Below are 14,475 nucleotides of genomic sequence, written 5' to 3'. Positions count from 1 at the left end.
CCGGCGTCCGTCTTCTCGCATCTTGAATGGGCAACATCCAACTTCAGGGAGGAACTCGGATGTCTCTCAAAAGAGCTTTGGGCGCCACAACAGCGCTCGCAATTTGCGCAGCAGGTACTGCTGCTTTCGCGGACGGCCACTCGGCCACAATCACCATCGCTACTGTAAACAACGGCGATATGGTCCGCATGCAGGGCTACACCGACCAGTTCACCGCTGAAACGGGCATCGCCGTCGAGTGGGTAACACTGGAAGAGAACGTTCTGCGCCAGCGCGTCACAACGGACATCACCACCAACGGTGGCCAGTTCGACATCATGACAATCGGCATGTACGAAACACCCATCTGGGGCGCAAACGGCTGGCTCGTCCCGCTGGACGGCCTGTCGGAAGAGTACAATGTTGACGACATCCTGCCCGCAATGGCAGGCGGTTTGTCCCACGACGGCACGCTATACGCGGCACCGTTCTACGGCGAATCTTCCATGATCATGTACCGCACGGACCTGATGGAAGCTGCTGGCCTGGAAATGCCAGACGCGCCAACATGGGAATTCATCCGCGAAGCCGCGGCTGCCATGACCGACCGTGACGCCGAAATCAACGGCATCTGCCTGCGCGGCAAGCCAGGTTGGGGCGAAGGTGGTGCATTCATCACTGCGATGTCCAACTCCTTCGGCGCACGCTGGTTCGACATGGACTGGAACGCTCAGTTCGACACCCAGGAATGGGCCGACACGCTGAACTTCTTCAACGACATGATGCAAGAGTCCGGTCCTGCCGGTTTCGCGACCAACGGCTTCAACGAGAACCTCTCGCTGTTCCAACAGGGTCTGTGCGGCATGTGGATCGACGCGACTGTAGCGGCATCCTTCGTAACCAACCCAGACGACAGCGAAGTTGCTGACTCGGTTGGTTTCGCCCTGGCACCCGACAACGGTCTTGGCCGTCGTTCCAACTGGCTCTGGGCATGGGCACTGGCAATTCCTGCCGGTACGCAGCAGCAGGACGAAGCCATGCAGTTCATCGAGTGGGCAACATCCACCGGCTACATCGAACTGGTTGCTGAGAACGAAGGTTGGGCGAACGTACCACCCGGTGCACGCACATCCCTGTACGAGAACCCCAACTACCTCGAGGTTCCATTCGCTCAGATGACGCTGGACAGCATCCTGTCGGCCGATCCGAACAACTCTACCGTCGAAGAGAGCCCCTATGTTGGTGTTCAGTTCGCGGCAATCCCGGAGTTTGCCGGTATCGCAACTGAAGTAAGCCAGGAATTCTCCAACGCTTACGCTGGTCAGCAGACCATCGAAGAAGCTCTGGCGAACGCCCAGGCGATCACGAACGAAGCCATGGAAGCAGCTGGCTACCAGTAAGCCTCTGATTTCCTAGCCAACTTAGGAAGGCGGCGTACGCGTCGCCTTCCAACACCAAATCCCCTACAATTTACTTTCTTTCCGATTAACCGAGCCCTTTGGCTCGAACGCAGAGGATATGTGTCATGGCGACTCAGCATTCCCGATCAGCGGCTCGTATCATGATGGCGCCAGCAGTTTTTCTGCTACTCGTCTGGATGCTCGTACCGCTCTGCATGACGTTGTGGTTCTCGTTCCGAGACTATCGCCCCCTTCGTGGTGGCGACCTTGGATGGGCCGGTTTCGACAACTTCATAGACTTCGCAACATCGCGGTCCTTCCTGCCGGCCGTTGGCACAACATTGTTGATCGTGGGCGGTGTCCTGCTGATCTCGATCGTTCTGGGTGTCCTTCTGGCGATCTTGTTGGATCAGCCAATGTGGGGCCAAGGGATCGTCCGTATCCTCGTGATTGCTCCGTTCTTCGTTATGCCCACCGTTTCGGCGCTGGTGTGGAAGAACATGTTCATGGACCCGACCAACGGCGTCTTCTCGCATTTATGGAGGTTCTTCGGTGCCGACCCGGTGGTGTGGCTACAAGACGCCTCGGTCTTCTCGATCGTCTTGATCGTGTCCTGGCAGTGGTTGCCGTTTGCAACGCTCATCCTTCTGACGGCGATCCAGTCGTTGGACAGTGAGCAATTGGAAGCGGCCGAAATGGACGGGGCGCCCCCGCTGTCGCGCTTCATCTTCATCACCCTGCCCCACCTGAGCCGCGCCATTACCATTGTGGTGCTGATCCAGACGATCTTCCTGCTGGCCGTTTTCGCCGAAATCTTCGTGACCACCGGCGGCGCGTTCGGAACGCGGACCCTGACCTATCTGATTTACCAGCGCGTGCTGGAAAGCCAGAACGTGGGCTTGGGCAGCGCAGGCGGCGTCTACGCCATCATCCTTGCCAACATCGTTGCCATCTTCCTGATGCGCATCGTCGGCAAAAACCTGGACAAGTGAGGGAATAGATATGGCACGTGCTGTTACACCCCAACGCAAAGCTTTGAATACGACCTTTGCGTGGATCATCGGGTTGCTGATCTTCTTCCCGATCCTCTGGACCGTCCTGACCTCGTTCAAAACCGAGGCCGAGGCGATCGCCAACCCACCCATCTTCCTGGCTTTTGACTGGACGCTGGAAAACTACGGTGTGGTCCTGGAACGCTCTAACTACCTGCGGTTCCTGACCAACTCGATCATCATCGCGGGCGGGTCCACCGTTCTGGGCATCATCATCGCGGTGCCTGCGGCCTGGTCGATGGCCTTCGTGCCCTCGCACCGGACCAAAGACATCCTGCTTTGGATGCTGAGCACCAAGATGCTGCCCGCCGTGGGCGTGCTCTACCCCATCTACCTGCTGTGCATTCAGCTTGGGGTCTTGGACAACCGCTTTGCCCTGGTCGTGATCTTGATGCTGATCAACCTGCCGATCATCGTTTGGATGCTTTACACCTACTTCAAGGAAATCCCCGGTGAGATCCTTGAGGCCGCCCGGATGGACGGGGCCACACTGCGCGAAGAAATCCTTTACGTGCTGACGCCAATGGCAGTGCCGGGCATCGCCTCGACCCTGTTGCTGAACTTCATCCTCGCATGGAACGAAGCGTTCTGGACGTTGAACCTGACGTCCGTGGATGCCGCACCGCTTACGGCATTCATCGCCAGCTATTCCTCACCCGAGGGCCTGTTCTTCGCCAAACTTTCGGCGGCCTCGACTATGGCGATCATGCCAATCCTCATCCTTGGCTGGTTCAGCCAGAAACAACTTGTCCGGGGCCTGACCTTCGGCGCGGTTAAGTAAGGAGACGACCCATGGGACGTATTACGCTTCAAAAAGTGCAAAAGAAGTTCGGTGATGTGGAAGTCATCCCGCCGCTGGATCTGGAAATTAACGACGGTGAATTCGTTGTCTTCGTTGGCCCCTCGGGGTGCGGTAAATCCACCCTCCTGCGTTTGATCGCAGGGTTGGAGGATGTATCGGGCGGGCAGATCAACATTGATGGCGAAGACGCCACGATGGTGCCCCCTGCCAAACGTAGCCTGGCGATGGTGTTCCAATCCTATGCGCTCTACCCGCATATGTCGGTGCGCAAGAACATCGCGTTTCCGATGCGGATGGCCAAGATGGATCAGGCGGAACAAGACCGCCGGATCGAATCTGCTGCTGCCGCGCTGAACCTGACCGATTATCTTGATCGGCGTCCGGGCCAGCTTTCGGGTGGTCAACGCCAGCGTGTTGCCATTGGCCGGGCCATTGTGCGTGAGCCTTCGGCCTTCCTGTTCGACGAGCCGCTGTCCAACCTGGACGCCGCGCTTCGTGTGGGGATGCGGATGGAGATCTCGGAGCTGCACAAAAAACTCGATACAACAATGATCTACGTGACCCACGACCAGGTTGAAGCCATGACCATGGCCGACAAGATCGTGGTCCTGCGTGCCGGTCATATCGAGCAGGTCGGCTCTCCTCTGGATCTGTACCGCACACCGCGTAACACTTTTGTTGCGGGCTTTATCGGATCGCCAAAGATGAACCTGATCGAGGGTGCAGCCGCCGCAGAACATGGCGTTCACACCATCGGCATTCGCCCCGAGCACATCGACGTGTCGATGACTGAAGGCAAATGGCAGGGCACCGTTGGCGTGGCAGAGCACCTTGGATCTGACACGTTCATCCATATCCACGGGATCGAGGGTTGCGACCCAATGACCGTGCGTGCCGATGGCGAAATGTCCGTGAAGCACGGTGACACCGTTTACCTGACGCCGCAGGACAAGCACCTGCACCGCTTTGGCGCCGATGGTTTGCGGATTGCATGAAACGGCTTGATGGCAAATCCGCCCTGATTACCGGGGCAGCCCGGGGTATTGGACGCGGATTTGCCGAGGCTTACCTGCGCGAAGGCGCGCAGGTGGCCGTTGCCGATATCGACCTGGCCGCAGCGCAAGCAACCGCTGACGCATTGGGAGAGAACGCCTACGCGGTGCAGGTTGATGTGACGGATCAAGCCAGCATCGACGCGGCGATCGCGATGGTCATTCAGACCGTTGGAAAGCTGGACATTCTGGTGAACAACGCCGCTTTGTTCGATGCCGCCGAGACCGTCGACATCACGCGCGAGAGCTATGAAAAACTATATGACGTGAACGTGGCAGGCACGCTGTTCACCATGCAGGCCGCAGCGAAACAGATGATCGCACAGGGCCACGGCGGCAAGATTATCAACATGGCCTCCCAGGCGGGCCGACGCGGAGAGCCCTTGGTGCTGGTGTACTGCTCTACCAAGGCGGCGGTGATCTCGATGACGCAATCGGCGGGGCTGAATCTGATCGGCCACGGGATCAACGTGAACGCCATTGCGCCGGGCGTCGTGGACGGGGCTCATTGGGACCATGTGGACGCGACTTTTGCCCGGCTAGAGGGCAAGGCGCCGGGACAAAAGAAGGCCGAAGTGGCCGCAGGCGTCCCCGCGGGGCGCTTTGCCACGCCGGACGATTTGACCGGGATGGCCGTATTCCTCGCCTCTCCCGAGGCCGACTACATTGTGGCGCAATGCTACAACGTCGATGGCGGCCAGTGGATGAGTTGATGAAAGACATGCGAATGGGAAAGACAATCATGGGAGATGAACCGATGGCCGCAACCGCTCCAGCGCAAAAGCTCAGCAACGCGACGCTTCGGGCGCTTCCCGAAGGCGTTCGGGTGCCCCGCTACGACCGCGCGGGCCTGACCCCGGGCATTGTTCACATCGGCCTTGGCAACTTCCACCGGGGCCATCAGGCGTGGTATTTGCACCGCTTGTTCGACGAGGGTCTGAACCACGATTGGGCGATTATTGGCGCCGGCGTACGCCCCGGTGATGCCGCCATGCGCGACCGCCTTCTGGCGCAAGATTGCCTGACCACGCTGATCGAATTGGATCCCTCGGGGCAGTCCGCCGAGGTCACGGGCTCGATGATTGATTTCGTCCCGGTCGAGGAAGACAACGGCGCGTTGATTGCACAGATGACCGATCCAGCGATCCGTATCGTGGCCCTGACCGTGACTGAAGGCGGCTATTACGTGGCCCCCGCCGATGGCTCTTTTGACGTGGACCATCCCGATATTCAGCACGACGCGATCAATCCCGGCACGCCGAAAACGGCCTTCGGCGCGATGATTGCCGCGCTGCGTCTGCGTCGCGATGCGGGCCATGGCCCGTTCACCTGCCAAAGCTGTGACAACCTGCAAGGCAATGGCGACGCCCTGCGTCAAACCGTGTTGGGGCTGGCCAAGATGTCCGACCCGGCCCTGGCCGAATGGATCGCAGACCATGTGACCTTCCCCAATTCCATGGTGGATTGCATCGTGCCCGCCACCGGCCCCAATGAACTGAAGCTGGCCAAGCAGTTCGGCATCGACGACGCCGCCCCCGTCACCCACGAGAACTTTCGCCAATGGGTCATCGAGGACAACTTCTGCGCTGGCCGCCCCGATTGGGACCGGGCCGGCGCGACTTTTACCGATGAGGTCCATGCTTTTGAGGCGATGAAAATCCGCCTGCTGAATGCGGGCCACCAAGTGATCGCCAATCCCGGAGAGGTCTTGGGTGTTGAGACAATCGCGGGGTGCATGGCCGACATTTCCATCAACGCGCTGTTTCGCAAGGTGGAAATGGAAGAAATTGCGCCCCACGTCACATCGGTCCCCGGCATGACGCCCGAGGCGTATGTTGACCTGATCGCCTACCGCTTCTCCAACCCGGAAATCGTGGATACCACCCGCCGCGTGGCGTTTGATGGCTCGTCCCGACACTCGGGCTTCTTGCACCCGATCATCCGTGACGGATTGGCCAAAGGCACCTCGATCGAGGGTCTCGCCTTGGTCGAGGCGATCTGGGCCCGCATGTGTGCAGGCACCCGCGAAGACGGCAGCGTGATCGAGGCGAATGACCCGTTGTGGGACGATCTGACCGCTTACGCCGTTGAAGCGCAGTCTCGCCCCGCCGCGTGGTTGGAGCAAGAGCACTTGTACGGCGATCTCGCTGATAATGCTGTATTTTCTGCCACGTTCACAAATTGGCTGACGCTGGTTTGGGCAGAAGGTGTGCGGGCCGCAATCAGCCAATACGCGGCGATCTAGGGCTTCCCTGCGCCGTTTGGTGGCAACGATCCGGCCAGTGCCTTGAACAGGCGCTGGCCGGATCGCGTTTTTGGGGATGTCGGGCTTTGGGGGATACCCAGCGCTCTGGCATCAGGGGCGCGAATGGGCCAATGATGCGCCAACGTGCCGCCCAAACAGGAGAAATCCCCTTGGCCTATGTCTTCACTCCGCTGCCCACCCCCACCGTTCCCGTCGCCGGAACGACAGAGCTTTTCCCCGTGCGGCGTATCTTCTGCGTCGGGCGCAACTATGCCGAGCACGCACGAGAAATGGGCCACGATGACCGCGAGCCTCCGTTTTTCTTCGCCAAACCCGCCGACGCCGTGGTGGGGGACGGGGCGACAATTCCCTACCCGCCGGTGACCGAAAACCTGCATTTTGAGGCCGAACTGGTCGTCGCAATCGGCGCGGAGGGCACAAATATCACCGAGGCGGCCGCTTTGGACCATGTTTTTGGCTATGCCTGCGGCAACGACCTGACCCGTCGCGATATTCAAGCGCAGGCCAAGAAGGCCGGACGCCCCTGGTCCATGGCGAAGGGGTTCGATAATTCTGCCGTTGTGGGGCCCATCCACCGGGTCGCGGATGTGGGCCATCGCGATTCCGGCACCATCCAGCTGACGCGAAACGGCGATTTGCAGCAAACCGGCGATCTGGCTGACATGATTTGGTCAACGCCCGAAGTTATCGCCTACCTTTCTGGCCTTGTGACCCTGATGCCCGGCGACCTGATTATGACAGGCACACCTGCCGGCGTCGGTGCGCTTGTTCCCGGCGACACGGCGGTTGTGTCGATTGCCGAGTTGCCCGACCTGACAATTACAATCGGTGATCGCGCCTAGGTCATCGTTATCAGGCAGAGGTTAAAGGTGGCTTAAAAGCTCGTCGGGCGCCTTGTAGGTGCCTGGCGCCATGAAGGATACAATATCCTCCACATGGACTGGCAAGGGAAGGTTGAGGAACGCGGACAATTCCTGCAAGAAAACAAGGGGGTAAGCTGCGGCTTTCTCGTAAGAGACCATCAAGCAGGGGGCACCTAGTTCTTCTACGAGCGCAGTATTGCGTAACTGGGCGCGCAAGCGCGTGGCGATGAAACTGCTCGCCTCCGCAGCGGTTTTCGCCCGTCGCAGCGCCATAGGCACCGGATCGCGGTAAACACACACCAGTTGAGGGGCACGGATGTCCCCGATAATTCGTTGCAAATAGCGCCCCGCGTTGGGAAATTTCCAACCCCAAACGTCATGGCTCGCGTTCCGCACCGCGATGATACTTCGGGCGTGATCGGCAAATGCCTCAGGCCGTTTGTTCTGCCGATCAAAGTTGAATTCCGGATCCTCAAGATTGCGGCCCAGGTCCGGCCCCATCGGCACCCCAAGACCCAGGATGGCCCCCGCCACCATGGATGTGCCGCCCCGCGCCGTGCCGAAACACACGACGGTCCGCGGCCCATCATTCGGCGCATTCTTACTGGGAATAGGCAGAGATGTCAGGTGCTTGGAATTTGGCTTCGGCATCGTCGCCTCGTGAACACGTGGCAAACACGCGCCACGCGCACACCTTAGCATTCAAGGCGTAACGCAAGGGTTAACAGACACCATCCCCGCCCCAAGAATGCGCTGAGCGTGGGCGACACTCGGCGCGCCTTGGGCGATCTGCGCGGCCGGGAATACAGCGACGCCGCGGTCCGTCGTGCGCTCTACCCGCGTGGGCATATAGCGGGGATCGGTAGCGTGGAGCCGCCCTTGCGGGTCACGCGCCAAATCGAGGTAGAGTATCGCCCCGGTGCGCTGCTCCAACCGCCATTGGGATGAGATGAGGTTCCCAAGGGAATATGCGACGGGCACGCGCCGCCCGTCAGCCGCCAGAAGCTGCTCGAGCGGTTGAAGAACGTGGGGGTGGCTGCCCACGATCGCTATGGCCCCCGCATCTGCCGCCGCCTGCGCCAAACGTCGCTGTCGCGCAGTGGGCCGGGCCGAGTATTCCGTTCCCCAATGGGGGAGGAGGATCACGCCATCAATCGTAGACTGCGCATTCAGGCTGTGGATAAGATTGGGGATGGAAGGGCTGTTTCCGTAACATCTCAGAACTTGGGACCGGGAATCGGGCAGGCCATTTGTTGAAAAACTGCAAGCGACCAACGCTAAATTATGGCCGCCCACCTGCTGGATTGCGTGCCTGGCCATTGCGCTGTTGGACGGATGGCTGCCCGTTGTGCTGAGCCCCGCCTCGGTAAGCGCCGAAAGTGTCCTATCCGCACCGAGGGAACCGCGATCCATCGCGTGATTGTTCGCGGTCTGCACCACATCGACACCAGCGTTGCGCAGGACAGCCGCGATTGAAGGATGGTAGTTAAACCTAGGATATCCCGCGTAAATTTGCCCGTCAAAGAGAGTGCCGGGGTCTTGCGCATTTCGGTTGGCTGCCGAGACATTACGCGCTGCCGGTCCCTCAAGGTTGACCACCGTGACGGCGGCCTGAGACAGCGCCGGGATGAGCGGTTCAAAGGCGGGCGCGAAGCCTTCAGGGCGTCTGCTGGCCTCGGACTGAATCAGGGAATGCAGCAGGACATCGCCAGCGAATGCCAGATCGGGCCGCCCACAAGAGTTGGCTGTATCCCCGCCCGTCGGGGTACATGACACGGCCATAGCGCCCCATAGAGCGGCCCATGCCGCAACACGAGCTTTGGCCGTGAGCTGTTTGAATTCAAAAGAAAACGCCATCGCGCACCCTGTGGATAACCCATACAGGGGACTATGCGCAGCCGTTTCTGTCAATGGTCAGGCAACCGGACCCCTTAGCCAGCCCTCATCATACCGCACCCCTCCACCGGTGGCGAAGCGGGCCGCGCGGGCGATCTCGGCCTGTAGGCGGGCCACCCGCCCTGCCCCCATTGAGACGCCTTGCTCTGCCCAGAACGCGCGGACAGACAGAGCCTCTCCCTCCCGCGCCATGTCAATGCGCCCGATCAGGCGCGTGCCTTCCATGACAGGGAAAACGTAATAGCCGTAGCGGCGCTTGGGGGCGGGCACGAATATCTCGATCCGGTAGTGGAACCCGAACAGACGCTCTGCCCGCTTCCTGTCGCGCAAGGCCGGGTCGAAAGGGGAAAGCACCCGTACGCGGGGCGATGGCGCGGGCAATTCATCCAGAGTTTCCAAGCCCTTGGGCCACATCACTGACCGGCGCAACTGGCCGTTGTTCAAGGTGATGTCCACCGCCACAACCCTGCCTTCTGCCAAGGCTTGGGCCACCCAAGTCTTGGCGTCCCCCGGGCGGATCAGGTCAAAGAACGCGGCCAATTCACCGCTGGTGGCAAAGCCCAAACGGTCCAAAGCCGCGACGCAGGCCCTGTCGATGATCTCTGCATCGGATACTTGCTGCGCCAGAACATCGGATGGGATCACTCGTTCGCTCAGATCATAAAACTTGCGAAAACCCACGCGCTTCGTGACGGCCAACTCGCCTGAGCGCCACAGGTATTCCAGCGCCACCTTCGAAGGCTTCCAATCCCACCAACCGGTTGATTTTTCGACCCTTTCATCCTCCATATCGGCAGAACAACAGACCCCATTTTCGGCCACATGCCGCAGCACTTTGTCGATCTCAGGGTGGAAGCCTTCGCCGTGCCAATCCTTCCATTTGGCGTGCAACCGCGCCCGGTCACGCTCAAATCGCATCCGCCAGAGGGGGTAGAATTCCATCGGGATGATCGAGGCGTCATGGGTCCAATGTTCAAACGTCGCGCGGGCGCGATCATTGATCCATCGGAGCGCCGCGGGTCGGTAGGTTTGCCTGCGAGACCATAGGATCAGGTCGTGGGCGCGGGCGAATGTATTGACGCTATCGACCTGCACAAACCCCAAGCCGTGAACCACTTGCGCCAGGGCCGCGCCCTTGGCCGGGCCTGAGGGGGGCTCCATCAAGCCATGGCGCGCCAGAAATAACCGGCGCGCCTGTTCGTTTGGAATGACGGGCGTCGTCATCGAAGGGGTTTACGCGCTTTCGACCCACTCCCAAGGCCGGGTGTACTCGCCCAGAACCTCCCGTACCCCCGCAGCGTCAGCGCCGTTGGCCTCTAGATAGGCGACCAAGCCACGCTTCTTGTCTTCGCGCACTTCAACCACGCGCGCGGCGTGCCCCGCTTCTTCCAGGGCGGCGTTGTAGATGCGCGTGATCGCCATTTTCCGGAGGTCCGGTTTGAACACTTTTCCAACGGCGGTCTTTGGCAATTCGTCCAGAACTTCCAGATACTTCGGTATCGCAGCGCGTTCGTGGATGCGGTCTTTTGCATAGGCCAAAAGCTCGGCTTCGGTAATCGTGGACCCGTCAACCAGCTCCACATAAACGCAGGGCAATTCGCCCGCGAAGGAGTCAGGTTGGCCGATGGCACCGGCGAAGGCGACGGCATCGTGTCCGGCCAGAGCCTCTTCAATCTCGGCGGGGTCAATGTTGTGACCGCCGCGAATAATCAGGTCTTTCGCGCGGCCCGTGATCCAAAGGTAGCCATCCTCGTCAAAGCGGCCCAGATCACCGGTACGAAGGTAGATATCGTGATAGAACAGATCCTTGTTCTTGTCGGCTTCGGTATAGGTCGCGCCGGGAATGACGCCGGGGTTGGAGATGCAGATTTCGCCAATGGTATCGGTCGCGGCCTCGACAGGACCATCGGGCGTATCGTTGAGGATTTTCACATCCGTGTGCGGGAAGGTCACGCCAATCGAGCCGATTTTCTTTTCGCCCTCAACGGGGTTACACGACACAAGGCAAGTCGCTTCAGTCAGGCCGTAGCCTTCGATCAAAGTCACACCCGTGGCTTTCTCGAACCGATGGAACAATTCTACCGGCAAGGGCGCAGAACCGGAGAAGGCGGTTTTGACCGACGAGATATCGGCATCCACCGGGCGCTGCATCATGGCGGATATCGCCGTGGGCACGGTGATGATGAAGGTCACTTTCCAGCGTTCCACCAGCTTCCAGAAGTTATCGAAAACCCCCTCGCCCCGGTAGCCTTGCGGCGTCGGGAACACCACATGGGCGCCAGAAGCGACCATGGCCATCAGGATCACGTGGCAGGCGAAAACATGGAACATCGGCAGAGGGCAGATAACCGTATCTTTTTCGGAAAACAGCAGCGTATGACCGATCCAGCCGTTGTAGATCATACCGGAGTATTTGTGTTGGGCGACCTTGGGCATCCCCGTGGTGCCACCGGTGTGGAAGTAGCACCCAATGCGGTCTTCGCGCACGTCCTCAAAGTCCAAGGTCTTGTTTTGCTTAGCGCATTCAGCCGCAAAATCCAGCACCCGGGCGCTGTGTTGCGGCGGGTTCTTGGGGCGCAGGAACGGCACGATGAACTTCTTGATGCCCGTGAGGTAGCGCAGAAGGTCCACCTCGAGCACTGTTTTGACACCGGGCGCCATGGCGAGCGCTTCGTTCACCTTCTGGGCAACGTCAGTCTTGGGGAACGGCTTCAGCGTCACCACAACTTTCGCGTTGGTTTCGCGCAGGATCGAGGCGATTTGCTCGGCCTCCAGCAGCGGGTTAATCGGCGCGGCAATGCCCGCGACAGCCCCCCCGAGAAGCGTCACGGCGGTTTCGTTACAATTGGGCAGCAGATAGGCCACCGTATCCGTGGGACCGACCCCAAGGGAGCGGAACAGGTTCGCGGCCTGCGTCACCCGCCCGTGGAACTGGTTCCAAGTCAGGGTTTCAGCCGGGTCCGTGGGCCCGGAAAACAGCTGAAACGTGATCGCGTTCAGATCACCGTGCGCGTTTTTGGTATTGGTCAAAAACTCATACATCGTGACCGCAGGCTGGCTTTCTGGCCAAGGCTGCTCTGCTTCTATGGTTTTGACGTCTTCGAGCGATGCAAAACGTGCCATGGCTCCCTCCCAATTTTAATTACGGGCACCTTATTTGCGGGCGCCTCTCCCACAGGTAGCATCGGCCAAAGCTGGGGTTCACGCAACAATAACGCAACGTAGACATATCATTCTGCGGCAAGGCCTGCGGTGAACTGCAACCGCGCCAGCCGCGCGTACAGCCCCCCCTGCGCCACGAGCGTGTCATGGGTGCCTTCTGCCACGATCTTACCGCCTTCAAATACAAGAATGCGGTCGGCCTGCTTCACCGTTGCCAACCGATGCGCCACGATCAGGGTGGTGCGGGTTGCGGACATTTCGGTGACCGCCTCTTGCACGGCGCGCTCCGATTCCGCGTCGAGCGCACTTGTGGCCTCATCCAACAGAAGAATCGGCGCGTCTCGCAGGATAGCACGGGCGATGGCGATGCGTTGCTTTTGGCCGCCCGACAGCATCATGCCCCGTTCGCCGACATAGGTGTCGTAGCCCTTGGGTAGCGCGGCGATAAAGTCGTGGGCCGCGGCGGCCTTTGCGGCGGCTTCCACCTCGGCATCACTGGCATCGAGGCGGCCAAAGCGGATGTTGTCACGGGCGGAGGCGGCGAAGATCACCGGGTCTTGGGGCACCAGAGCCATCGCTTGACGGAAGGTGTCACGGGCCATGTCCGGCAGGCCCACCCCGTCAAGAGAGATCGCCCCCGCTTCAGGGTCATAAAAGCGCAGCAACAGTTGGAAGACGGTCGATTTCCCTGCCCCGGAGGGCCCCACCAACGCCACCGTTTCACCGGGTTGGATCGTGAAGCTGACCCCCTCAAGGGCGGCCGTATCGGGCCGGGTGGGGTAGTGGAAACTCACGTTATCAAAGGCAATCGCCCCGCGTCCGGCGTCGGGCAATGTCACGGCGCGCACCGGGTCGGCGACGGTATCTTCGGTGCCCAGAAGCTCTACCAACCGTTCCGTCGCGCCCGAGGCGCGTTGCAACTCGCCCCAGATCTCGGACAAGGCCCCAACGGAGCCTGCAACCATGATGGCGTAGATCAGGAACTGGATCAAAGCGCCGACGGTCATCACCTCGGCCCGCACATCCCGCGCCCCTACCCAAAGGACACCAACCACGCCCGAGAACACCAGGGCGATCACGATCACCGTCATCACGGCCCGGGTCGCAATACGTTTGCGCGCGCTGTCAAACGACAGCTCCGTCACATCGGCGAACCGGCTGGCGGTGGGTTTTTCGTGGGTGAAGGCCTGCACGGTTTGGGCGGACAAAAGCGCCTCGGACGCATTGCCCGAGCTTTCGGCGATCCAATCCTGGTTCTGACGGCTCAGCACCCGCAAGCGACGCCCGAGAACAACGATCGGCACGATCACAAGCGGCACGATCAGCAACACCGCCCCTGCCAGTTTCGGAGAGGTCCAAAGCATCAAGCCGATGCCACCGATCAGGATCAGAACATTGCGCAGCGCAACCGACATGCTGGAGGAAATGACGCTTAGAAGCAGCGTCGTGTCCGTAGTGATCCGGCTCAGGACCTCGCCCGTCATGATGCGCTCGAAGAAGGCCGGGCTCATGGTGATCATTCGGTCAAACACGGCCTTGCGGATATCGGCAATCACCCGTTCGCCAAGGCGTGTCACAAGATAGTAGCGCAATCCCGTGCCAAGGGCCAAAAGGCCCGCGATGCCGATGGCTGCAAGGAAGTATTGGTCAAGAAGCGCGGTCGCTTCCGTCTCGAACCCGTCCACCACACGGCGCACGGCAAGGGGTAAGGTCAATGATACCGTCGCGGTCAGGACAAGCGCCGCGAGGGCGCCAAACACCATGATCTTATGGGGGACAAGGAACGGAACCAGTTCTTTCAGGCTACCGATCTTCTTCGAACGCTCCCGCTCTTCCGACGCGCCGTGGGGCACGGGCTTGTCCGGTGTCGGGGCGGTAGTTTGATCGTTTGCCATGGTCTTTTCGCCTGTTCAGGATGCCACGTTCTGCAAGGCCGCCAAGAAATGTAGCGACGCGAAACGGCTATCGCTGCCCCTTCTATCGTGCATTTCCCCGCCGGAGCG

At 60.3% G+C, this 14,475-nt stretch carries 12 protein-coding genes; 7 read left to right on the top strand and 5 right to left on the bottom strand.

Annotation, left to right across the window (positions count from 1 at the left end; translation table 11 throughout):
- The first annotated feature begins 59 nt into the window (after nt 1-59).
- The 7 genes from AADW23_RS10550 (at nt 60) to AADW23_RS10520 (ending at nt 7,393) form a co-directional block, all read left to right on the top strand.
- Nucleotides 60-1,379, top strand: coding sequence for a sugar ABC transporter substrate-binding protein (locus AADW23_RS10550; protein WP_341860898.1), 1,320 nt, complete (start codon nt 60-62; stop codon nt 1,377-1,379).
- Nucleotides 1,380-1,504: 125 nt separating this feature from the next.
- Complete coding sequence (locus AADW23_RS10545) at nt 1,505-2,371, top strand: sugar ABC transporter permease (RefSeq protein ID WP_341860897.1); 867 nt, start codon at nt 1,505-1,507, stop codon at nt 2,369-2,371.
- Between the two features lie 10 nt (nt 2,372-2,381).
- A complete protein-coding gene (locus AADW23_RS10540; protein WP_341860896.1) occupies nt 2,382-3,212 on the top strand; it encodes a carbohydrate ABC transporter permease in 831 nt (276 codons plus the stop codon).
- Nucleotides 3,213-3,223: 11 nt separating this feature from the next.
- Nucleotides 3,224-4,228, top strand: coding sequence for an ABC transporter ATP-binding protein (locus AADW23_RS10535; RefSeq protein ID WP_341860895.1), 1,005 nt, complete (start codon nt 3,224-3,226; stop codon nt 4,226-4,228).
- Entirely contained in the window at nt 4,225-4,998 is a 774-nt protein-coding gene (locus AADW23_RS10530; protein ID WP_341860894.1) for an L-iditol 2-dehydrogenase, read from the top strand. Before AADW23_RS10535 ends, AADW23_RS10530 begins: the two co-directional genes overlap by 4 nt.
- Nucleotides 4,999-5,012: 14 nt before the next feature.
- Entirely contained in the window at nt 5,013-6,530 is a 1,518-nt protein-coding gene (locus AADW23_RS10525) for a mannitol dehydrogenase family protein (protein ID WP_341860893.1), read from the top strand.
- A 170-nt stretch (nt 6,531-6,700) separates the two neighbouring features.
- Nucleotides 6,701-7,393 (top strand): fumarylacetoacetate hydrolase family protein, encoded by a 693-nt coding sequence (locus AADW23_RS10520; RefSeq protein ID WP_341864322.1) that lies wholly within the window; start codon nt 6,701-6,703, stop codon nt 7,391-7,393.
- 21 nt (nt 7,394-7,414) lie between these two features.
- On the opposite strand, the gene AADW23_RS10515 is transcribed toward AADW23_RS10520, so the two are convergent.
- The 5 genes from AADW23_RS10515 to AADW23_RS10495 all read right to left on the bottom strand — a co-directional run bounded on the left by AADW23_RS10515 (nt 7,415) and on the right by AADW23_RS10495 (nt 14,367).
- Complete coding sequence (locus AADW23_RS10515) at nt 7,415-7,915, bottom strand: hypothetical protein (protein WP_341860892.1); 501 nt, start codon at nt 7,913-7,915, stop codon at nt 7,415-7,417.
- A gap of 201 nt (nt 7,916-8,116) precedes the next feature.
- Nucleotides 8,117-9,271, bottom strand: coding sequence for a CapA family protein (locus AADW23_RS10510; protein ID WP_341860891.1), 1,155 nt, complete (start codon nt 9,269-9,271; stop codon nt 8,117-8,119).
- 57 nt (nt 9,272-9,328) lie between these two features.
- The gene (locus tag AADW23_RS10505; protein ID WP_341860890.1) at nt 9,329-10,534 is read right to left on the bottom strand and encodes a crosslink repair DNA glycosylase YcaQ family protein; all 1,206 of its coding nucleotides are present in this window, start codon (nt 10,532-10,534) and stop codon (nt 9,329-9,331) included.
- Nucleotides 10,535-10,543: 9 nt separating this feature from the next.
- The gene (locus tag AADW23_RS10500; protein WP_341860889.1) at nt 10,544-12,433 is read right to left on the bottom strand and encodes an acyl-CoA synthetase; all 1,890 of its coding nucleotides are present in this window, start codon (nt 12,431-12,433) and stop codon (nt 10,544-10,546) included.
- Nucleotides 12,434-12,540: 107 nt separating this feature from the next.
- Complete coding sequence (locus AADW23_RS10495; RefSeq protein WP_341860888.1) at nt 12,541-14,367, bottom strand: ABC transporter transmembrane domain-containing protein; 1,827 nt, start codon at nt 14,365-14,367, stop codon at nt 12,541-12,543.
- Nucleotides 14,368-14,475: the final 108 nt, after the last annotated feature.

Source organism: Gymnodinialimonas sp. 57CJ19, assembly GCF_038396845.1.
Lineage (GTDB): Bacteria > Pseudomonadota > Alphaproteobacteria > Rhodobacterales > Rhodobacteraceae > Gymnodinialimonas.
Note: the sequence above shows the minus strand (reverse complement) of the source record. Positions and strands in the feature narration are given on the sequence as shown.

Bases quoted from the DNA above. Each gene is read 5' to 3' on its own strand.
- AADW23_RS10550 (WP_341860898.1), top strand. From the start codon at position 60: ATGTCTCTCAAAAGAGCTTTGGGCGCCACAACAGCGCTCGCAATTTGC.
- AADW23_RS10545 (WP_341860897.1), top strand. From the start codon at position 1,505: ATGGCGACTCAGCATTCCCGATCAGCGGCTCGTATCATGATGGCGCCA.
- AADW23_RS10540 (WP_341860896.1), top strand. From the start codon at position 2,382: ATGGCACGTGCTGTTACACCCCAACGCAAAGCTTTGAATACGACCTTT.
- AADW23_RS10535 (WP_341860895.1), top strand. From the start codon at position 3,224: ATGGGACGTATTACGCTTCAAAAAGTGCAAAAGAAGTTCGGTGATGTG.
- AADW23_RS10530 (WP_341860894.1), top strand. From the start codon at position 4,225: ATGAAACGGCTTGATGGCAAATCCGCCCTGATTACCGGGGCAGCCCGG.
- AADW23_RS10525 (WP_341860893.1), top strand. From the start codon at position 5,013: ATGGGAAAGACAATCATGGGAGATGAACCGATGGCCGCAACCGCTCCA.
- AADW23_RS10515 (WP_341860892.1), bottom strand. From the start codon at position 7,915: ATGGGGCCGGACCTGGGCCGCAATCTTGAGGATCCGGAATTCAACTTT.
- AADW23_RS10510 (WP_341860891.1), bottom strand. From the start codon at position 9,271: ATGGCGTTTTCTTTTGAATTCAAACAGCTCACGGCCAAAGCTCGTGTT.
- AADW23_RS10505 (WP_341860890.1), bottom strand. From the start codon at position 10,534: ATGACGACGCCCGTCATTCCAAACGAACAGGCGCGCCGGTTATTTCTG.
- AADW23_RS10500 (WP_341860889.1), bottom strand. From the start codon at position 12,433: ATGGCACGTTTTGCATCGCTCGAAGACGTCAAAACCATAGAAGCAGAG.
- AADW23_RS10495 (WP_341860888.1), bottom strand. From the start codon at position 14,367: ATGGCAAACGATCAAACTACCGCCCCGACACCGGACAAGCCCGTGCCC.